Here is a 16,716-nt window from a genome sequence, read left to right as displayed (position 1 = left end):
TCAATCGTCCGTCTCGGCCCCCGTTCCGGTCGTTCCCTCGGCCTGTGTCGGCTGGACCAGCCCGTGTTCGAGCGCCTGGCCGGTGTCCGTATCGAACAGATGGAGATTCTCGCGGTCGAACACGACGGAGACGCTGTCGCCGGCCTCGATATCCGAAGCCGGATCGACACTCATCTGGAGCTGATCGCCGGCTTCCGGGTCTTCGAGATCGCTTTCGGCGTCCTCGGTGAGCAGGAGATAGACGAAGATCTCGTCGCCCATCGGTTCGAGCACGTCGACGGTCGTCTCGATCTCGGCGGTGGAGTCGGAGACCGAACCGGCCTCCCCGGCGGGATAGATGTCCTCCGGCCTGATGCCAAGCGTGACCGCATCACCCTCGCCGAGCGCCATCGGCCCGACGTCGAACGCGACATCGACGTACTCGGAGTCGAAGCCGTCCGAATCCACCGTGCCCTCGACGAAGTTCATGCTCGGCGAGCCGATGAACCCCGCGACGAAGAGGTTGTCCGGCTCGTTGTAACAGACCAGCGGCGGATCGATCTGCTGGAGTCGGCCGCCATCGATGACCGCGATCCGATCGGACATCGTCATCGCTTCGGCCTGATCGTGGGTGACGTAGATGACGGTCGTATCGAGCTCGCGGTGGATGCGCTGGAGCTCCGTGCGCATGTGCACTCTGAGCTTCGCATCCAGATTCGCCAGCGGCTCGTCCATGAGGAAGACGTCGGGCTCGCGCACCAGCGCGCGGGCGATGGCGACGCGTTGGCGCTGTCCCCCGCTCATCTCGCTGGGCATCCGATCGAGCATCCCCTGCATCTGGACGATCTCGGCGGCGTTCTCGACGCGGCGATCGGTCTCGTCCTGGTCGAAGTTCCGGAGCCGCAGCCCGAACGAGATGTTGTCGTAGACGTCCATGTGCGGGAACAGCGCGATGTTCTGGAACACCATCGCGATCCCGCGGTCCTTCGGCGGCAGATCCGTCACCTCCCGATCGCCGATGTATATCGTCCCCTCGGTGGGTTTCGTGAGACCGGCGACGGTCTCCATCGTCGTCGATTTCCCACAGCCGGAGGGGCCGACGAGCGTGACGAACTCGCCGTCGGGGATCTCGAGATTCATGTCGTCGACCGCGACGACGTCGTCGTACCGTTTCGTGACTCCTTCGAGCGTGACGTTTGCCATGGTTGATCACTCCTTGAGTGCGCCGCTGGTGAGACCGCTGACGATTCGTTCCTGGGCGATCACCACGAGGATCGCCACCGGCAACACGCCGATGATGCTCGCGGCCGCCATCAGGTTGTACGATGCCGCGTACTGGGTTTGATAGCCGAGAATGCCCCAGACGAGCGGGCCCCAGTTCTGTGCCTGACCGTCGGTCATCAGATACGAGAAGAAGAACTCACTGTAGACGTTGATGAAGGTGAGCACGCCCGCGGTCGCCACACCGGGTGCCGACAGCGGGATGATGACGCGGAAGAGCGCCCCCAGTCGGGTCGTGCCCTCGACGCGTGCGGCGTCCTCCAATCCGTCGGGGATCTGGCCGTAGAAGGTGGTGAGGATGAAGATCGACAACGGCATGAACAGCGCGCTGAGCGGCAGGCCGATGCCGATCGGCGAGTTGAACACGAACGGACTGCTCAACCCCAGGATCTCGACGTTGCCCGTGAAGAGCCGGAACAGCGGCAGGAGGAACGCCGCCGGCGGGAAGTAGGAGATGGCGAGCACGAGGATCATCAGGATACCCCGCCCGGGGAAATCCAGCCGGCCGAAGACGTAGCCGACGAGGCTCGCCAGCACGAGGACGACGACCGTGGTCCCAAGCGCGATGACGAAACTGTTGAACAGGTAGACGTGGAACGGCAGCTGCTCGAAGATGGTGATGAACGCCTCGGGGTTGAACCCCGCCGGAAGCAGTCCCGCCTGGTCGACGAGATCCGTCGGGGTGAGCGCGAGTACCAGCAGCCAGTAGAACGGGAACAGCGTCGTGATCAGGAAGAAGATCGTGACGACGTAGAACATCGCCCGATAGGTCCGATCGGGGTTGCGGATCGACTTCTGTACCCAACGGGTGAACGGGCCGGCGTCGTCCTCGTCGCTCGTCTCGCTCGCCTGTGCGCCCGCCATCTCAGACACCCCCCTCCGAACCCTGCCAGTATCTGACGATGTAGACCGAGACGACGATGCCGATGATCGCCGCCGTCACGAACGCCACCGCCGAAGCGGTCCCGTACCGTCGGGTGCTGAAGGTCGTGACGACCAGACAGGACAACGAGGGGACCGTCGTACAGCTCGCCGTCGTCTCGATCAACCCGTAGATCCGCATCGCGGCGATGGTGCGGAACAACATCGCGACCAGCACCGTCGGCAACACCAGCGGGAACGTGATCGTCTTGAACTGCTGCCACTTCGTCGCGCCGGCGACCTTCGCCACGTCGTAGAGGCTGCGATCGACGCTCTGGAGCCCCGCGAGGATCAACAGCGCCATGAACGCGGTGGTCTTCCAGATATCGGCGAGGATGATGATCGGTAGCGCCTCGGCGCTGTTGACCAGCGGCGACGTCGATCCGCCGAGCGCCTCGACGACGGCGACGCCGGGGCCGATCCCCGACCGGAACAGCAGGTAGAACATCATCCCCTGGATGACGATCGGCACCGCCCACGGGATGATGATGGCGACGCGAACCCAGCGCCGGCCCCGGAACTTCTGATCGAGCACCAGTGCCTGACCGAGCCCGATGATCGTCTCGAAGAAGACGCTGACGATGGTGAAGATGAAGGTCACGATGAGCGCGCTCTGGAACGGTGCGCTCGGATCGAAAAACGGCTGTGGCAGCGCCACGGTATCGAGCTGTCCCGTGAGCAGGTTGATGTAGTTCTCCAGCCCGACGAACTCGCCGAGCTGGGCCGCACCGCTGATGCTGTCGGCGAAGAGCGACATCCGGAAGGTGCTCAACAGCGGCCAGAAGGCGATCACCACGAGCAGGAGGAAGGCCGGTGCCAGGAGCAGGTAGGCGAACGCCGTCTCGCTCAGGTTTTCGAGCCAGCGGACCGCGCGTGCATATACGCCGGAGCGTCGGCCGGCCTCGGTCGATCGTTCAGTTGCCATTATTGGTTGTAGTTCTCGATCGCGGCGAGCTGGTCTTTCAGTTCATTCATCGCCCGTTTCGGCGGTTTATCGCCGGAGAGACCCGCGTGGACCTGCTGGGCGATCTGACCGGACTGTTGTGGCCAGACGACGCTCACGGGGCGCGGAATCGCGTTCTCGCCGGCGACGCGCAGCTGTTCGATGTAGTTGCCGACGATCGGCACCTGTTTCGCCTGCCGCGAGTCGAGCACCTTCTGGTTCGGCGGGAGCCAGCCGGTGAGTTCGAACAGTTTGAGCTGGAAGGACGGCTGGGTCATCGCCTCGATGACCTGAAGCGCCTTCTCGCGCTGGTTCGAGTTCGGATTGACGGTCATGTGCCAGCCGCCGAGGGCGGCCACCGGCCCGCCGATGTTCTTGTAGCTCGATTTGTTCTCGGACACGGCATAGGGGATCGGCATCACGCCGAGTTTCTGCGTGCCGAGCGCGTCGTCGGCACCGGCGGTCGCGATCGCGTACGGCCAGTTGCGCAGCGCGACCGCGCTCCCACCGGTGAACGGGCCCAACGAGGAGTCCTCGATCCAGCCGAGCACCGCATTGGGCGAGATCTGCTCGTAGCCGTCCAGGGTATTGGGTGCGTTCGACCCGAAGATGAACGTCCGCACCATCTTCACCGCATCGACGACCGGCTTCTCGCCCACCGTCACCGGCCGCTTGCCGATCGGGCCGAACAGAGTGTCCCGACCGCCGAAGTACGCCCCGCCCCAGCTCGTCATGAACTCGTTGAAGTCACAGCAGGCGAGCCCTTCGTAGAGGTTCCCCTGGAAGGAGAAGCCGTACTGGAGGCCCGCCTGCTGCTTCGTGTCGGCGACGACCTTCGAGAACTTCTTCCAGCGCATCGACTCCGTCGCCCAGTTCTCCTGTTCGGGGTTGTAGCCCGCCTGTTTCACCAGGTCCTTCCGGTAGAGCATCGTCGGGAAGTCAGGGAACAGCGGTACCGCATAGAGGTCGCCGTCGTCGCCTCTGGCGGTCTCGACGCTGGCCTGGAAGTAGTCGTTGTTGACCTTCTTCAGGACGCGCTCGGGCAGGTTGTCGCTGAGGTTGAGCAGCTGGTCGCGGTTGATGAAGTTGAGCGCCCAGCCGTTGTCCATCATCAGGAGGTCGGGATCCTCGAGCCCGGCCGAGAGCCACCGGGTGTACTGCGACTGGCGCGTACCCGTGTTCTGGGGACCGGCGATGACGTCGAGGTAGATGTCCTTCGACAGCCCCGCGTTCCAGAGCGCTTTCCGTATCGCGCCCGCGTTGTCCGCCCCGGTCGAATCGGTCACCCACCGGACGGTGTTCGCATCCGTTTGGCTGCCGCCGGCGATGCACCCGGCGAGCGCGACCGCAGCTCCCGACGCGCCCGCGGTCCGCAGGAAGGTGCGACGGGAGCGCTCACCACCTCCATGTGTGATGGACTCACGCATCGTCCTGAAATGATATTGCACATATACTTATATCTACTGGGGGCATAGGCAAGCAATCGCCGTCAGACGGACGGATCGGGGCCATCACGACGTATCCGCCCGGACGAACGTCACCGGGCAGGGTGCCGAGAGCATCACCGTCTGCGCCGTCGAGCCGAACACCGCCTTCCCGGCCGGCGAGCGCTGCCGCCCACCGACGATGACCATGTCGGCTCCCGACTCCTCGGCCAACCCGACGATGCTCTCGCCGTGGTCGCCGATCGCACCGCCGACGGCGATATCGACGTCCGCCGCTTCGAGCCGCTCGGCGAGTTCGCGAACCGTCGCGTGGCGACCCGCCACCTCCTGTGGCGACACCTCGGTTGCCGTGGGGTCGAACCCCAACCGATCGACGGCGCGCTCGTACTCCGATTCGGTGAAGACGTGACCCAGAACGACCGTCGCCCCGGATGGACCGGCGATGTCGATCGTCTCCGCGGCCAGCCTGTCGACGCGCTCGGCGTCACTCGGTCCGAGCGCCAGGAGAACGGTTTCGAGTGCCATACCCACACATTCACGAGGTCTTACATAGTTCTATGGGCGCGAGCAGCGGCTGGCTTCACTCTTCCTGAGAGTTCCGGCTCGCCACGCCGCCGATCGTCGGCCAGCACCGACGCAGATAGTTGAGCGCCGCAGCGACTGCGACGAGAGCGTACAGGCCGGCAGCGGCGATGACGAAGAAGCCGTACGGGCTGCCGGGACCGCCGACCGTCGCATCGAGATACGACGCCAGAGCGACCCCCCACTGGCCGGCCAGCAGCCCGATCACGGCGATATCGAGCCAACCCGCGAAGACCTCGTCGAGAACGCGCGCGTAGAGCAGGACGACGATCGAGCCGACGAGCAGCGAGGAGCCACTCAGCGTGACCCACTCGGGTGCGCTGCCCATCCCGATCGCCGAGTCGACGAGATAGAGCCGGTAGGCTTCGAGACAGAGGCCGACCGCGAGGCCGACGTAGCCCGACAGCGCCAGCACGTTGGCGAAGGCCGATCGGGAGTCGATGCGTGTGTGGAGATCAGTCGTGTCCTGTGTCATGCGGTATGGTGGCTGCGGGTCGCGTGGATGATCGGTCGCTCGATGCGAAAAAGTGTCCGGACGCGTCGTCCGGGTCGATCGCGGCGGAGTGCGTTACCCGCTGGTGCCGCTGGTGTTGATGTGCCCGGTCGCGTTGGTGGTCCCGGCGTCGTTGTTGAGCGTCACCTCGAACGATCCTGCCGGGTCGGGTGACGTGTCGGTGGCGGTGCCGCTGCCGCTCGCGCTGTTGGCAGTCACCGTCACCTGAAATTTGACGGTTTCCGTGCCGGACGCCCCATCAGTGACACCGCTCGGGAGGTTGGACTGCGTGAGCGCACCGCTGCTCACGAGGCCGATGCCGGCAAGCGAGATATCCGCGATCCCCTCCGAATCGGAGTTCGAGCCACCAGTTCCTTGGACCGAGTAGCTCGAAACACCGGCCGCGTTTCCGTCACTGACACCGGTCAAATTCTCTGCCGAACTGAGAGATCCACCCGATGGTCCAGCCTTGACATCGATGTCGAACCCGGAGATCCCCGAACTGAAACTCGACCACTCGAGTTTGAGTTTAGGCTCGACAGTCACCTCGGTCACGGCATTGTTGTTGGCCGAGATGGAGAGGTTATCAGCTGATATCGGGTTATCACCAACCGCGGCGAGTGCGGGCTGTGAGGAGTACAGCAGGCTGCCGCCGCCGATGAGACCGATACCGGCAGCCACGCCGGCTCCCTTGATGATGCGTCGTCGACTGAGGAACGTGTTGTTGTCGTCCATTTTTTCTGTTTCGTGGACGGGGTCGAATCTCGGGTCGCCCCAATTCACACGACTTTCGTCGTAATTCCTACCGTCCACTAGCTAAAATACTGCCATATCACATAAATCTTTGCACGCTATCGCTACACAGAACTGTATCGAATCACTGGAAGGCAGCCGATAAGAGGCGTTTCGCGACGATTCCGAGCCGTGTGCCTGCTCAATCGATCGCTCGAGCAGTCGTTCCGGATCGTTCGACACCACGGAGATCGATCTCGCCGCCCTCGATCGGCACTCCCTCGTAGGGATCGTCGGCGAGCAGCAGCGAACCGTCGAGATCGGCGTAGTCGAGCAGCGGTGCGAGCTGGCAGGCGGCGGCGATGGCGGCGTTCGACTCGATCATGCAGCCACACATCACCTCCAGCCCGTGGGCGCGCGCCGCGTGGATCATCCGCGTCGCCTCGCGCAGTCCGCCACATTTCATCAGTTTGATGTTGGCGATGTCGGCACGCTCGGCGACATGAGGGATGTCCGCGAGCGTCACGCAGGACTCGTCGGCGGCGATGGGGAGAGGTGAGCGCTCGTGGACGTACTCGAGCCCCGATCCGTTCTCTGCTGGGACGGGCTGTTCGACGAACTCGACGCCGAAATCGGCGAGCATGTCGATGTTGTCGAGCGCTTCGTGGGGCGTCCAGGCCTCGTTGGCGTCGACGCGCAGGCGGACATCGGGGGCGACGTCACGGATCGCGTCGATTATTTCGCGGTCGCGGTCGGTGCCGAGTTTCACTTTCAGCACCGAGTGACCCGCTTCGACCGCGCTCTCGGTCTTCTCGCGCATCCGCTCGGTGCCGTCGAGCCCGATCGTGAAGGAGGTCGCTGGCGTCGTCTCGGGATCGAGTCCCCAGTAGCGATGGAGCGGGACGTCGAGGCGTTTCGTCGCGAGATCGTGGAGCGCGATCGAGACCGCTACGCGCGCAGCCGGGTTGTCCCGAACGGTGTGGGCCATCCGGCGTTCGATACGTTCCAGCGCGTGCGGATCGCCGACTTCCTCGACGACGGCAAGCAGATCGGGAAGGACGGCCTCGACGGTCGCGGCGGTTTCGCCGTAGTGTTCGGAGGGAGCGGCCGCGCCGATACCTTCGTGCTCGCCGTCCGAGATCCGTACGAGCACGTTTTCGGCAGTCTCCTGCGTTCCACGGGAGATGGTGAACGGGTCGGCGAGATCGAGCGTCAGCCGCTCGAAACTCGTTTCGAGACTCACAACAGCGCCTCCAGCAGCTCGTCGCTGCCGAAGCGGATCGGGTCGCTCGCCGGCACGGAGAGCGTCTGTGAGTAGGCATCGACCGCCGAGCGCGCGCCCTCGTCGGTGTCGAGCGATCGGGTGTTGAGCGCGCCCGCGACGACGTCGGCGTCGTGGACCGGACCGGCGAGGTTCTCGTAGAGATCGATATACTCGGGCAGCGCCGGAAGCGGGGTGTCCTCGTAGCCGTGGATCGCCTCGCGGCCCGCCTCGTGACAGAGCACGAGCTCGTCGGGCATCGCGCCGTGGAGGATGCCACAGGTCACCGCCGAGTAGGCCGGGTGGACGATCGAGCCCTGACCCTCGACGAAGAGGTAGTCGTGATCGTTGCCCTTCTCCAGGATCATCTCCTCGACCGCGCCCGCGGTGAAGTCGCTCACGACGCGGTCGATCGGGTTCCCCCAGCCCGCGATCATGATCCCCGTCTGGCCCGTCGGGACGAACGCGGCGTCCGCGCCCCGATCGAGGGCAGCCTCGTAGAGTTCGAGCGTCGCGGTCATCTTCCCGACCGAACAGTCCGTTCCGACTGTGAGAATCACTTCGGCGTCGACCTCGTCGGCGACCCCCTCGCTCACCGTCAGATCGGGCGACGGCTCGCGCACGTCGCGGAGTTCACAGTCGTTCGCCGCGGCGAGTTCGGCGAACTCCTCGTCGTCGTTCAGGAAGTAGTGCAGTCCGGCGGTGACGTCACAGCCACGTTCCAGCGCGGCCCGGACGTCGGGTCGCCACGAGTCGTCGAAGCCGCCGCCGATCGGTGCAATGCCGACGAGCAGTTCGTCGCAGTCGTCGACGTCATCCATCCCGGCGACGATCGGCGCGTCCTGGACATCCGAGAGGTGATCGCTGACGCGCGTGCCGGCGCGGTCGCGATCGAGCACCGCGACGATCTCCTCGTCGGCGTACCGGAGCATGCTGACGGCAGTTTTCGCGTCTTCTGGGAACTTCTCGTGGGCGAGCAGTGCGACGGTCATGTCTCCCGGGAGGGTGAGCGAGGAGTTAAATACCGACCATCCGGGAGCGCGTCGGACGGCTTCGAAGCGGGTAAGGCGGCGACGGCAGTAACGGGATGCATGTGGCCGTGGGGACATCTCGCCGTCGGCTATCTCGTCTACACCGCGCTCTCGCGCTGGCGCTTCGGGAGGGCGCCGAGCGCCGGGGCGGCGGTCGCAGTCGCCGTCGGCACGCAGTTTCCCGATCTCGTCGACAAACCGCTCGCGTGGACGTTTCACGTGTTGCCGAGCGGGCGCTCGTTCGCCCACTCGCTGCTCACGGCGGCCATCGTCTGTACGCTGGTCTATGCCTACGCCCGCCGGCACGGGCTAGCACGACCGGCGCTCGCCTTCGCCGTCGGTTACATCACTCACCCGTTCGCCGACGCGCTGTCGCCGCTGCTCGGCAGCGAATACGCCTACATCCGTTATCTCGGCTGGCCGGTGCTCGACCAGCCCGCATACGACACGAGCATGGGGTTCGCCATCCACCTACTCGACTTCGAGCTCACGCCGTTCGTGGCGTTCGAGTTCCTCCTCGTCGCGCTCGCGGTGCTGGCCTGGCTTGCGCGACGGCCGACCGGGTCTCGGCGCGCTCCGCGGCTGGTATCGCTCGCAACGAAGTGGATCGGAGGGCTGAGGTTACCGCCGACGCCGGATCACGACCGCGGCGAGTACGATCAGCAAGACAACCACGAGCCCGGCGGCGACGATCGGGACGAGACCGATGTCGAGCGCGCTGTCGGGGGTCGTCTCCTCGCGCTCGACAGAGACGACGGCGCTCTCGGTGATCGTCCCCGTCCCCGCGACGTACGGCCCGTCGACGCTCCCGTTCGATCGGACGAAGTCGAAGCGGTCGTTCCCGTTCGAATCGAAGTGTGCCATCGCGGTCAGCGAGCCGTTCGTCCGCAGGCGCGACTGGTTGAACTCGCGCCCGTCAAGCCCGTAGAGCTGCACGCGGACGTCCTGATGCGGGCCAGCACTGAGTTTCTCGGAGACGCCGATGACGCTGCCGACGGTGTCGTTCGCGTCCGTGAGGTTCGCGTCGTGGATCGCCACGAACCCGCCCTCCGAGAGGTTGACGGAGTTGAGTCGAACGGTCGTCCCGTTCGTGGTCTGATCGGTGAAGACCATCGTCGCGTTCGGCGTCCGCACGCCGTCGCCCTGCTGCGGCTGGACCGGCTGGGATTGGGCCGCTGTCGGGGCGATGGCCATTCCCGCAATACAGAGCAGAACGAGACATGCGGCAGCGAGTGTCGATCGCATACGTCGGCGGAGGTCGGCGGCAGGTAAAAACCGTCGGCCCGCGGCGTCGGACGCCGACCACGATAACCGATGAGAAGGGTTTTGAAACTGAGCCGGAAACGCGGGACGATGGTCGATCTCGCGACGGTTCTCCAGCTCGTCGGCGGTCTCGCGCTGTTGTTCTCGAACGGCTTCTTCGTCGTCACCGAGTTCGCCATGACCCGCGTCCGCCAGTTCCCCGAGGAAGAGTTTCGGGGGCAGCGCGGCCTCGAACGCGCCTGGGAGATGACCGAGGAACTCGAGATCTACCTGTCGGGCTGTCAGCTCGGGATCACGATTTCGAGCGTCGGCCTGGGCGTCGTCGCCGAGCCGGCGCTCGCATCGGTGCTCGATCCCGTCGTACGGGCGACCGGGCTCGCGGGGCTGCTCGGCGGCGGCTCGGACGGGCACACCGCCCTCTCGGTGCTGCTCGCGCTCGTCGTCGTCAACCTCCTCCACGTCATCGTGGGTGAACAGGCACCCACCTACTTCGGGATCGAGCGGACGAAACTCGCCGCGCGCTACGGCGCACCGATCCTCTACTGGTGGACGACGACGCTCGGCCCGATCATCCGGTTCGCCGACTGGGTGGCGAAGGGATTGCTCTCGCTGGTCGGCGTGACGATCACCCGGTCGTGGGCCGACGAAGAGGTCGAAGAGGACGAAAGCCCGCCGACCTCGCGGAGCGAACTTCGAAGTAGAATGGGGTCGGTGCTGCACGAGGGATCGCTCACGGCGGAGCGCGAACGCGAGGTGATCAACGCGCTCGCGATCGGCGAGACATCGGTCGCGGAGGTGATGGTCGAGCGCAGCGGCATCGTCGCGCTCTCGACGGCCGAACCGGTCGACGCGAACCTGGAGCTCATGGCCAAGCGCCAGCACACTCGATTCCCGCTCGTGGACATCGATCTGGAGGGGTTCGTCGGCGTCGTCTACACGCCAGCGGTGCTCTCGGACGTCGATGCCCTCCGGAACGGCGAACGCGACCTCGAATCGCTCGCCACCAGTCCGCTGACCGTCCCGTCCGACATCCCCGTCAGCGATCTCATCGACCGCTTTCAAGCGGAGAACCAGGAACTCGCACTCGTCATCGACACGGACGACGAACGGGTGGTCGGCCTCGTGACCGCGACCGACGCCTTCGAGGCTATCGCGGGCGATATCGAGGATCCGCTCGACTGAATCGTCGGAGCTACTCGGCCACGTCGACGGGCCGTGCGTCGGCGAGTTCGCGGAGGCGCTCGGGCGCGATCGGGAAGACGGCCTCCGGCGTGCCCGCGGCGGCCCAGACGGTATCGAACGCCTGGAGCGTTTCGTCGAGATAGACCGGCACGGACGTATCGTGACAGAACGGCGGGACGCCACCGATCGACCAGCCGACGGTCTCACGCACCGCGTCGGCGTCGGCCATTGCGACCGTACTCTCGTCGACGTCACGAACGGTGGCGAGTTTCGCCTCGCTCACGCGATTGGCCCCGCTCGTGACCACGACGACCGGATCAGGGGTCACGAACACGAGTGAACTCGCTATCTGGGCGACGTCGCAGCCGATGGCCGCGGCCGCGGCGCTCGCCGTCCTGGTTCCGTCGGGGAACTCGTGGACATCGACCGCGATGCCGTACTCCTGCTCGGCCCGCTCGGCGAAGGCTGCTGCCCGTCGATGCATGTCGTGCGTGAGAACGAGCGGGCTAAAAACGGTGGTGGCTACCGTGCGTCGGCGATCGGGACCGCACCGCTCGACTGGAGCCACGCCGTGTGCTCGCGCTCGTCGTAGATGACGACTGCGCCGTCCTCGCGCTCGAAGGCGACGAGGCGTTCTTCGCGTGCCGGTACGCTCGCCGAGGTGTCGGAGGGCGACTCCTGTGGGGACGTGCTCATTGGTTTTGGGTAGTGTCGGTTTTCGGTGCCGCTAGTTGCACCGAGGAGCCACATCGTGATAAACGTTGTCACCATATTCGAAATGCTGCCGGAGGTCGGGAACGATACGGGAACCCGACCTTTTCACGCTGGACCCCGAACTGCGGATATGAGCGACGCGCCACGCGACCCCGAACTCGAACGCCTCGCCGAGGACCTCTCGTCGACGCTCGCCGAACTCCAGAACGAACTCGAAAGGCGCGGGCCGCGCGAACCACCACGTGGACCGTTGGGACTTCCCCGCCCGCCGACGCCGGGCGAACTGCTCGACCTCGCCGACGAGTTCGCGATCCCCGCGCTCATCGCGTTCCTCGAAGCGAACGTCCGGGCGCTCGAAGCGTTCCAGGCCGCCCTCCGACTGGCACGCGCCGGCGAGGAGGTCAGCGAGCGCGGGCGCGAGACGCGACGGCAGGGTGAACGCCTCGGCCGCGACGCGCTCGATCGCCTCGACGACGTACTCGACGATCTGCAGGGCGCGCTCGACGGGCGACCACAGGACCCGACCGCGCGCACGCTCGCCGACGAGGCCCGCGCACTCCGCGACGAGATCGATGACCGACTCGCCGAGGGTGATCGCCGTGTGAATCGTTCGACCCACGACAAACGGTCGATCCCCGCTCGCGACGAACGCGACGAATCGGACGACGACGTCGCCATCGACGTCGACGCCGAGCTCGATTCGATCCGCGATGCGGTCGAGAACGACGACGCAGAGGACGCGGAGTAAACGGTCACTGCGGCCACAAGAGTTTATAGTCTCGATTACATCTCTCCGCATGTGATGGAGGGGGCACGATCGCTGCCGGAGGGGAACGTACAGCTCGAACTGTTCGTGCGATCGTCGGTGCCGGCGGTCGCGCGCGATTCGCAGTCGGGGGTCCGCGAGCGGCTCCGACGACTCGACGCCAATGGGGAGGTCGCTGGCGCGACGGTCCGAACGTGGGAGAAGCGGGTACCGATCGACACCGGCTGCTCCGAACGCGAGACACACCACACGCACGCGTCGTTCGACGACTGGGCGCGCAGACACGGCGTCAGCCTCGCCCCGTTTTTCGACACGCGCGAGTGTCACTCGTCGATCACCGGCGAGTCACACACCGCGCTCGTCCTGCCGGTGATGAGCCTCGCCGTCTACGAGGGCGACCGACTCAGCGCCGTCTTCCCGCACGCCGACGAGGACCGCTCGTACACCGTCAGTGAGGCGCTCGATGCGCTCGAAGGTGACGAAACGACGGCGGAATCGGAAGAGTCCGAAAAATCGACGCGCGAGGAACTGCCGGTTGGCGCGCCCTAATCGGCAGGTTCGAACCGATAGCCGTCCCAGTCTTGACTCGCGGGTTCGCGGATTCCAGCTTCGGGATCCCGTAGTTCCTCGGCATAGACGGGCTGCACTTCGTCACCGATCTCGATATCGTTCGTCGTGAGCTGGCCGAGCGCGCGCACCGATTCGTCCTCGATCTCGAACTCGACGATCGCGAGGTGGTTCGGCTCGCGGACGCCGGGCGGCGTGGCGGTGCTCGTCGTCCACGTGACGACCGTCGCGGTGTGCTCGCTCAGATCTATCGTGCCGGTTCGTTCCGTGCCATCGGGGCCGAGCGGGTGTGGCGGGTAGGTGATCGAACCGTCCGCGTAGCGGGCCGCTGCCATCGCCGGCTCGCCAGCGGCGGAATCGCTCTCGCGGCTCATGCGCCCGCCTCCATGATAGTTGTGATGACACAGTTGCCGAACCCACCCACGTTACACGCGAGCCCGACGTCGGCGTCGACCTGTCGCGGGCCAGCCTCGCCGAGCACCTGCTTGTAGATCTCGTAGCCCTGGGCGACGCCGCTCGCGCCGAGGGGATGGCCCTTCGATTTCAACCCACCGGAGGTGTTGATCGGCAGCTCGCCGTCGCACTCGGTTTTCCCCTCCTCGACCAGCTCCCAGGCAGCGCCCTGTTCGGCGAAGTCGAGCCCTTCCATCTGGAGGAATTCGAGGATCGTGAACATGTCGTGGAGTTCGGCCACGTCGATATCCTCGGGGCCGTAGCCACTCATCTCGTAGGCTTCCTTCCCCGATTCGACCACGCCGCCCATCACCGTCGGTTCCGCGCGCTCGTGGACGACGTGGGTGTCGGTCGCGCCGCCGACGCCGCTCACGAGCGCGTACTCGTCGGTGTATTCCTTCGCGACCGATTCCGGACAGAACATCAGCGCCGCGCTCCCGTCGGTGATCGGACAGAAATCGTACAGACGAAGCGGGTCGGCGACGATCGGACTCTCTAACACTGTTTCGAGATCGACTTCTTTCTGAAACTGGGCGTGGGGGTTGTCGACGCCGTTTTCGTGATTCTTGACCGCGACCTTCCCGAGACTCTCGCGTGGCGCGTCGTAGCGGTCAAGGTAGCGCCGCGCGGTCAGCCCAGCGAAACTCGGCAGCGTCACGCCGTGTTTGTACTCGACGGGGTGGGTCAGCGAAGCGATCACGTCGGTGGCCTCGCCCGTCGAGCGATGCGTCATCTTCTCGCCGCCCACCAAGAGCGTCATCTCGCTCGCACCCGAGGCGACCGACTGCCAGGCGGCGTACATGCCTGCGCCCCCGCTCGAAGAAGTCTGATCGACGCGCTGTGTGTAGGCCGGCAGGCAGTCGAGATCGTGTGCCAGCGCGTTCGGGACGCCGGTCTGGCCCTCGAACTCGCCGCTGGCCATGTTCGAGACGTAGAGATGCTCGACGGCGTCGGGCGCGACGCCAGCGTCGTCGAGACAGGCCGCGCCCGCTTCGGCGAGCAGCCCCTGGATCCACGCTTCGCGCTGTCCGAACTGGGTCATCGACGCGCCGATGACGGCCACGTTCGTGCTCATTTCGTCCGGGTCGTCTCCCGCCCCCGTTATGGATGTTTCGACGCTACCGACGGAGCCGCCCCGCCGTCTTCCACTCTTCGCCGTGGGCGACCCCACGGGGTGGCGTCCGCCCGTCGAGGCGGCCAGAGAGCGACCAGCGATCGCAGTGCTCCGATGGTTCCTCGTCGGCGTTCGCAGCGGCCGCGGCGCGATCACGAAGGTGTGCACCGATGGCAACGGCGATGGCCGCGGCCTCGCCGCGGTCGGCGCTCGCGGGCACCGACAGACTCACATCGTCGAGAACAGCCTCGTTCGTGACCGCTTGCTCGTCGTCCGCGTCGTCCACGTCGTCGGTTTCGGCCAGCAGTGATGTCGCTGTCATCAGAGTTGGATGTTGCCGTGGTCTTTCGGCGGTCCGTCGGTGCGCTTGCGATCGAGGACGTCGAGGTCGCGGATGAGCCGTCGACGGGTCTCGTTCGGCTCGATGACGTCGTCGACGTAGCCGCGCTCGGCCGCCGAGTAAGGGTTGGCGAACTCCTCGCGGTACTCGTCCATCAGCGCCTGGCGGGTCGCCTCGGGATCGTCCGCATCGGCGAGCTCGTCCCGATAGAGGACGTCCACCGCCCCGCGCGGACCCATCACGGCGGTCTCCGCGCCGGGCCACGCGTAGTTCGTATCCGCCCCCAAGAGTTTCGAACCCATCACGATGTACGCACCGCCGTAGGCTTTCCGGAGAATTACCGTCGAGAGCGGGACGGTCGCCTCGGCGTAGGCGTAGATCAGCTTCGCGCCGTGGCGGATGATCCCGTTGTGCTCCTGGTCGGTACCGGGCATGAACCCGGGCACGTCGACGAACGTCAGAACGGGGATGTTGAACGAATCACAGAAGCGGACGAACCGTGCACCCTTCTGGCTCGACTCGATGTTGAGCGTGCCGGCGTTGACCGACGGCTGGTTGGCGACGATTCCGACTGGTCGGCCGTCCATGCGCGCGAGCCCGGTCACGAGCGTGCGCGCGAACCCGCCGTGCGTCTCGAAAAAGGAGCCGTCGTCGACGATGTTCCCGATCACGTTCGTCACGTCGTAGGGTTTGCGCGGCGCGTCGGGCACCAGCTCGCCGACCTCGCAGCGCCGGTCGGGATCGTCCCAGGAGTCGACCCGCGGCGGGGCCTCGACGTTGTTCTGCGGGAGATACGAGAGCAGTCGCTTGATGTCGTCGAGCACCTCCTCCTCGGAGGGGGCGGTCCGGTGGGCGACGCCGCTCTCGTTAGCGTGGGCGCTCGCACCGCCGAGTTCCTCCATCGTGATCTGCTCGCCGGTGACCGTCTCGATCACGTCCGGGCCCGTGATCATCATCTGGGCGGTGTCCTCGACCATGAACGTGAAATCGGTCAGCGCCGGCGAGTAGGTCGCCCCGCCGGCACACGGTCCCATGATCGCTGAAATCTGCGGGACGAGCCCGCTCGCCTTCGTGTTTCGCTGGAAGATCTTGGCGAATCCGGTGAGCGAGGCGATCCCCTCCTGAATGCGTGCGCCGCCGGAATCGTTCAGGCCGATGATGGGAACACCGTTCTCGATGGCCTTGTCCATCACCTTGCAGATCTTGTCGGCGACCGCCTCACCGACCGACCCACCCAGGACGGTGAAGTCGTGGGCGAAGACGAACACCGTCCGACCGTCGACCTCGCCGTAACCGGTCACGACGCCGTCACCGGCGTACTTCTTCTCGGCCATGCCGAAGTTCGTCGACTGGTGTTCGACGAACCGGTCGAACTCCTCGAAACTGTCCTCGTCGAGGAGGTAGTCGATGCGTTCGCGGGCGGTCAGCTTGCCCCGATCGTGCTGGGCGTCGATGCGAGCCTGTCCCCCACCAAGTGCCGCCTCGGTGCGGCGTCGCCGCAGCTCCTCGATCGCCGATTCGTCCAGTGCATCGCTCTCGCCGGCGTTGGCGTCGTCTTCGGCCGCCACGCTACCACCCCATGCTGCCGTTGCTGGCGAGAGTTCGGTCGGTCGGAGAGCCCGGTACGGGCCCGACGGTGCGGCCGCTCC

At 65.8% G+C, this 16,716-nt stretch carries 19 protein-coding genes and 1 pseudogene; 4 read left to right on the top strand and 16 right to left on the bottom strand.

The genetic code is table 11. From position 1 onward, the window contains the following. From C451_RS18395 to C451_RS18355, 9 genes are all read right to left on the bottom strand, one after another. Complete coding sequence (locus tag C451_RS18395; RefSeq protein WP_007742946.1) at positions 1-1,182, bottom strand: ABC transporter ATP-binding protein; 1,182 nt, start codon at positions 1,180-1,182, stop codon at positions 1-3. Positions 1,183-1,188: 6 nt separating this feature from the next. Beyond that, a complete protein-coding gene (locus C451_RS18390; RefSeq protein WP_007742945.1) occupies positions 1,189-2,124 on the bottom strand; it encodes a carbohydrate ABC transporter permease in 936 nt (311 codons plus the stop codon). Position 2,125: 1 nt separating this feature from the next. After that, positions 2,126-3,106 (bottom strand): carbohydrate ABC transporter permease, encoded by a 981-nt coding sequence (locus C451_RS18385; protein WP_007742944.1) that lies wholly within the window; start codon positions 3,104-3,106, stop codon positions 2,126-2,128. Continuing rightward, entirely contained in the window at positions 3,106-4,551 is a 1,446-nt protein-coding gene (locus C451_RS18380) for a substrate-binding domain-containing protein (RefSeq protein WP_007742943.1), read from the bottom strand. Before C451_RS18380 ends, C451_RS18385 begins: the two co-directional genes overlap by 1 nt. A gap of 84 nt (positions 4,552-4,635) precedes the next feature. Continuing rightward, positions 4,636-5,094, bottom strand: coding sequence for a universal stress protein (locus tag C451_RS18375; RefSeq protein ID WP_007742942.1), 459 nt, complete (start codon positions 5,092-5,094; stop codon positions 4,636-4,638). Positions 5,095-5,149: 55 nt separating this feature from the next. Next, entirely contained in the window at positions 5,150-5,626 is a 477-nt protein-coding gene (locus tag C451_RS18370) for a hypothetical protein (protein WP_007742940.1), read from the bottom strand. A gap of 93 nt (positions 5,627-5,719) precedes the next feature. Further along, a complete protein-coding gene (locus C451_RS18365) occupies positions 5,720-6,379 on the bottom strand; it encodes a hypothetical protein (RefSeq protein ID WP_007742939.1) in 660 nt (219 codons plus the stop codon). A 199-nt stretch (positions 6,380-6,578) separates the two neighbouring features. Beyond that, a complete protein-coding gene (locus C451_RS18360; RefSeq protein WP_007742938.1) occupies positions 6,579-7,619 on the bottom strand; it encodes a dipeptide epimerase in 1,041 nt (346 codons plus the stop codon). Then, positions 7,616-8,629: a DUF1611 domain-containing protein gene (locus tag C451_RS18355; RefSeq protein ID WP_007742937.1), complete on the bottom strand. Its 1,014-nt coding sequence runs from the start codon at positions 8,627-8,629 to the stop codon at positions 7,616-7,618. The genes C451_RS18360 and C451_RS18355 overlap by 4 nt, the downstream gene beginning before the upstream one ends. 99 nt (positions 8,630-8,728) lie before the next feature. Here C451_RS18355 and C451_RS23865 point away from each other — a divergent pair. Next, positions 8,729-9,052 (top strand): annotated as a pseudogene (locus C451_RS23865) (metal-dependent hydrolase); the annotation flags it as partial. Between the two features lie 237 nt (positions 9,053-9,289). On the opposite strand, the gene C451_RS18345 reads toward C451_RS23865, so the two are convergent. Next, positions 9,290-9,913, bottom strand: coding sequence for a DUF7282 domain-containing protein (locus tag C451_RS18345; protein ID WP_049913217.1), 624 nt, complete (start codon positions 9,911-9,913; stop codon positions 9,290-9,292). 108 nt (positions 9,914-10,021) lie between these two features. Here C451_RS18345 and C451_RS18340 point away from each other — a divergent pair, with 108 nt between their 5' ends. Then, the gene (locus tag C451_RS18340; protein ID WP_007742935.1) at positions 10,022-11,113 is read left to right on the top strand and encodes a CNNM domain-containing protein; all 1,092 of its coding nucleotides are present in this window, start codon (positions 10,022-10,024) and stop codon (positions 11,111-11,113) included. A gap of 10 nt (positions 11,114-11,123) precedes the next feature. Here the strand turns inward: C451_RS18340 and C451_RS18335 are convergent, their stop codons facing one another. Both C451_RS18335 and C451_RS23015 read right to left on the bottom strand, forming a co-directional pair. After that, positions 11,124-11,597 carry a YbaK/EbsC family protein gene (locus C451_RS18335; protein ID WP_007742934.1) on the bottom strand — a complete coding sequence of 158 codons (474 nt, stop codon included), beginning with the start codon at positions 11,595-11,597 and terminating at the stop codon, positions 11,124-11,126. A 38-nt stretch (positions 11,598-11,635) separates the two neighbouring features. Next, positions 11,636-11,809 (bottom strand): DUF7331 family protein, encoded by a 174-nt coding sequence (locus tag C451_RS23015; protein ID WP_162832758.1) that lies wholly within the window; start codon positions 11,807-11,809, stop codon positions 11,636-11,638. A gap of 148 nt (positions 11,810-11,957) precedes the next feature. On the opposite strand from C451_RS23015, the gene C451_RS18325 reads away from it, so the two are divergent. Both C451_RS18325 and C451_RS18320 read left to right on the top strand, forming a co-directional pair. Then, the gene (locus tag C451_RS18325; RefSeq protein ID WP_007742932.1) at positions 11,958-12,575 is read left to right on the top strand and encodes a DUF7547 family protein; all 618 of its coding nucleotides are present in this window, start codon (positions 11,958-11,960) and stop codon (positions 12,573-12,575) included. A gap of 54 nt (positions 12,576-12,629) precedes the next feature. Continuing rightward, the gene (locus tag C451_RS18320; protein ID WP_007742931.1) at positions 12,630-13,142 is read left to right on the top strand and encodes an HTH domain-containing protein; all 513 of its coding nucleotides are present in this window, start codon (positions 12,630-12,632) and stop codon (positions 13,140-13,142) included. On the opposite strand, the gene C451_RS18315 is transcribed toward C451_RS18320, so the two are convergent. From C451_RS18315 to C451_RS18300, 4 genes are read right to left on the bottom strand one after another with little or no spacing between them, the layout of a single operon-like run. Beyond that, positions 13,139-13,534 (bottom strand): OB-fold domain-containing protein, encoded by a 396-nt coding sequence (locus C451_RS18315; RefSeq protein WP_007742930.1) that lies wholly within the window; start codon positions 13,532-13,534, stop codon positions 13,139-13,141. The two genes, C451_RS18320 and C451_RS18315, sit on opposite strands and share 4 nt — an antisense overlap. Continuing rightward, entirely contained in the window at positions 13,531-14,688 is a 1,158-nt protein-coding gene (locus C451_RS18310) for a thiolase family protein (protein WP_007742929.1), read from the bottom strand. The genes C451_RS18315 and C451_RS18310 overlap by 4 nt, the downstream gene beginning before the upstream one ends. 43 nt (positions 14,689-14,731) lie before the next feature. Beyond that, positions 14,732-15,049 (bottom strand): hypothetical protein, encoded by a 318-nt coding sequence (locus C451_RS18305; RefSeq protein WP_007742925.1) that lies wholly within the window; start codon positions 15,047-15,049, stop codon positions 14,732-14,734. Continuing rightward, on the bottom strand, positions 15,049-16,635 hold the full coding sequence (locus C451_RS18300; RefSeq protein ID WP_007742924.1) for an acyl-CoA carboxylase subunit beta: 1,587 nt from the start codon (positions 16,633-16,635) through the stop codon (positions 15,049-15,051). The genes C451_RS18305 and C451_RS18300 overlap by 1 nt, the downstream gene beginning before the upstream one ends. Positions 16,636-16,716 lie beyond the last annotated feature (81 nt).

The sequence above is a fragment of the Halococcus thailandensis JCM 13552 genome (assembly GCF_000336715.1).
GTDB classification, from domain to species: domain Archaea; phylum Halobacteriota; class Halobacteria; order Halobacteriales; family Halococcaceae; genus Halococcus; species Halococcus thailandensis.
The sequence above is the reverse complement of the archived record's forward strand: the minus strand, read 5'-3'. Positions and strand labels throughout refer to the sequence as shown.

What these genes read in the sequence shown, in the direction of transcription:
- C451_RS18395 (WP_007742946.1), bottom strand. Translation starts at nt 1,182, where the DNA reads ATGGCAAACGTCACGCTCGAAGGAGTCACGAAACGGTACGACGACGTC.
- C451_RS18390 (WP_007742945.1), bottom strand. Translation starts at nt 2,124, where the DNA reads ATGGCGGGCGCACAGGCGAGCGAGACGAGCGACGAGGACGACGCCGGC.
- C451_RS18385 (WP_007742944.1), bottom strand. Translation starts at nt 3,106, where the DNA reads ATGGCAACTGAACGATCGACCGAGGCCGGCCGACGCTCCGGCGTATAT.
- C451_RS18380 (WP_007742943.1), bottom strand. Translation starts at nt 4,551, where the DNA reads ATGCGTGAGTCCATCACACATGGAGGTGGTGAGCGCTCCCGTCGCACC.
- C451_RS18375 (WP_007742942.1), bottom strand. Translation starts at nt 5,094, where the DNA reads ATGGCACTCGAAACCGTTCTCCTGGCGCTCGGACCGAGTGACGCCGAG.
- C451_RS18370 (WP_007742940.1), bottom strand. Translation starts at nt 5,626, where the DNA reads ATGACACAGGACACGACTGATCTCCACACACGCATCGACTCCCGATCG.
- C451_RS18365 (WP_007742939.1), bottom strand. Translation starts at nt 6,379, where the DNA reads ATGGACGACAACAACACGTTCCTCAGTCGACGACGCATCATCAAGGGA.
- C451_RS18355 (WP_007742937.1), bottom strand. Translation starts at nt 8,629, where the DNA reads ATGACCGTCGCACTGCTCGCCCACGAGAAGTTCCCAGAAGACGCGAAA.
- C451_RS18345 (WP_049913217.1), bottom strand. Translation starts at nt 9,913, where the DNA reads ATGCGATCGACACTCGCTGCCGCATGTCTCGTTCTGCTCTGTATTGCG.
- C451_RS18340 (WP_007742935.1), top strand. Translation starts at nt 10,022, where the DNA reads ATGGTCGATCTCGCGACGGTTCTCCAGCTCGTCGGCGGTCTCGCGCTG.
- C451_RS18335 (WP_007742934.1), bottom strand. Translation starts at nt 11,597, where the DNA reads ATGCATCGACGGGCAGCAGCCTTCGCCGAGCGGGCCGAGCAGGAGTAC.
- C451_RS23015 (WP_162832758.1), bottom strand. Translation starts at nt 11,809, where the DNA reads ATGAGCACGTCCCCACAGGAGTCGCCCTCCGACACCTCGGCGAGCGTA.
- C451_RS18325 (WP_007742932.1), top strand. Translation starts at nt 11,958, where the DNA reads ATGAGCGACGCGCCACGCGACCCCGAACTCGAACGCCTCGCCGAGGAC.
- C451_RS18320 (WP_007742931.1), top strand. Translation starts at nt 12,630, where the DNA reads ATGGAGGGGGCACGATCGCTGCCGGAGGGGAACGTACAGCTCGAACTG.
- C451_RS18315 (WP_007742930.1), bottom strand. Translation starts at nt 13,534, where the DNA reads ATGAGCCGCGAGAGCGATTCCGCCGCTGGCGAGCCGGCGATGGCAGCG.
- C451_RS18310 (WP_007742929.1), bottom strand. Translation starts at nt 14,688, where the DNA reads ATGAGCACGAACGTGGCCGTCATCGGCGCGTCGATGACCCAGTTCGGA.
- C451_RS18305 (WP_007742925.1), bottom strand. Translation starts at nt 15,049, where the DNA reads ATGACAGCGACATCACTGCTGGCCGAAACCGACGACGTGGACGACGCG.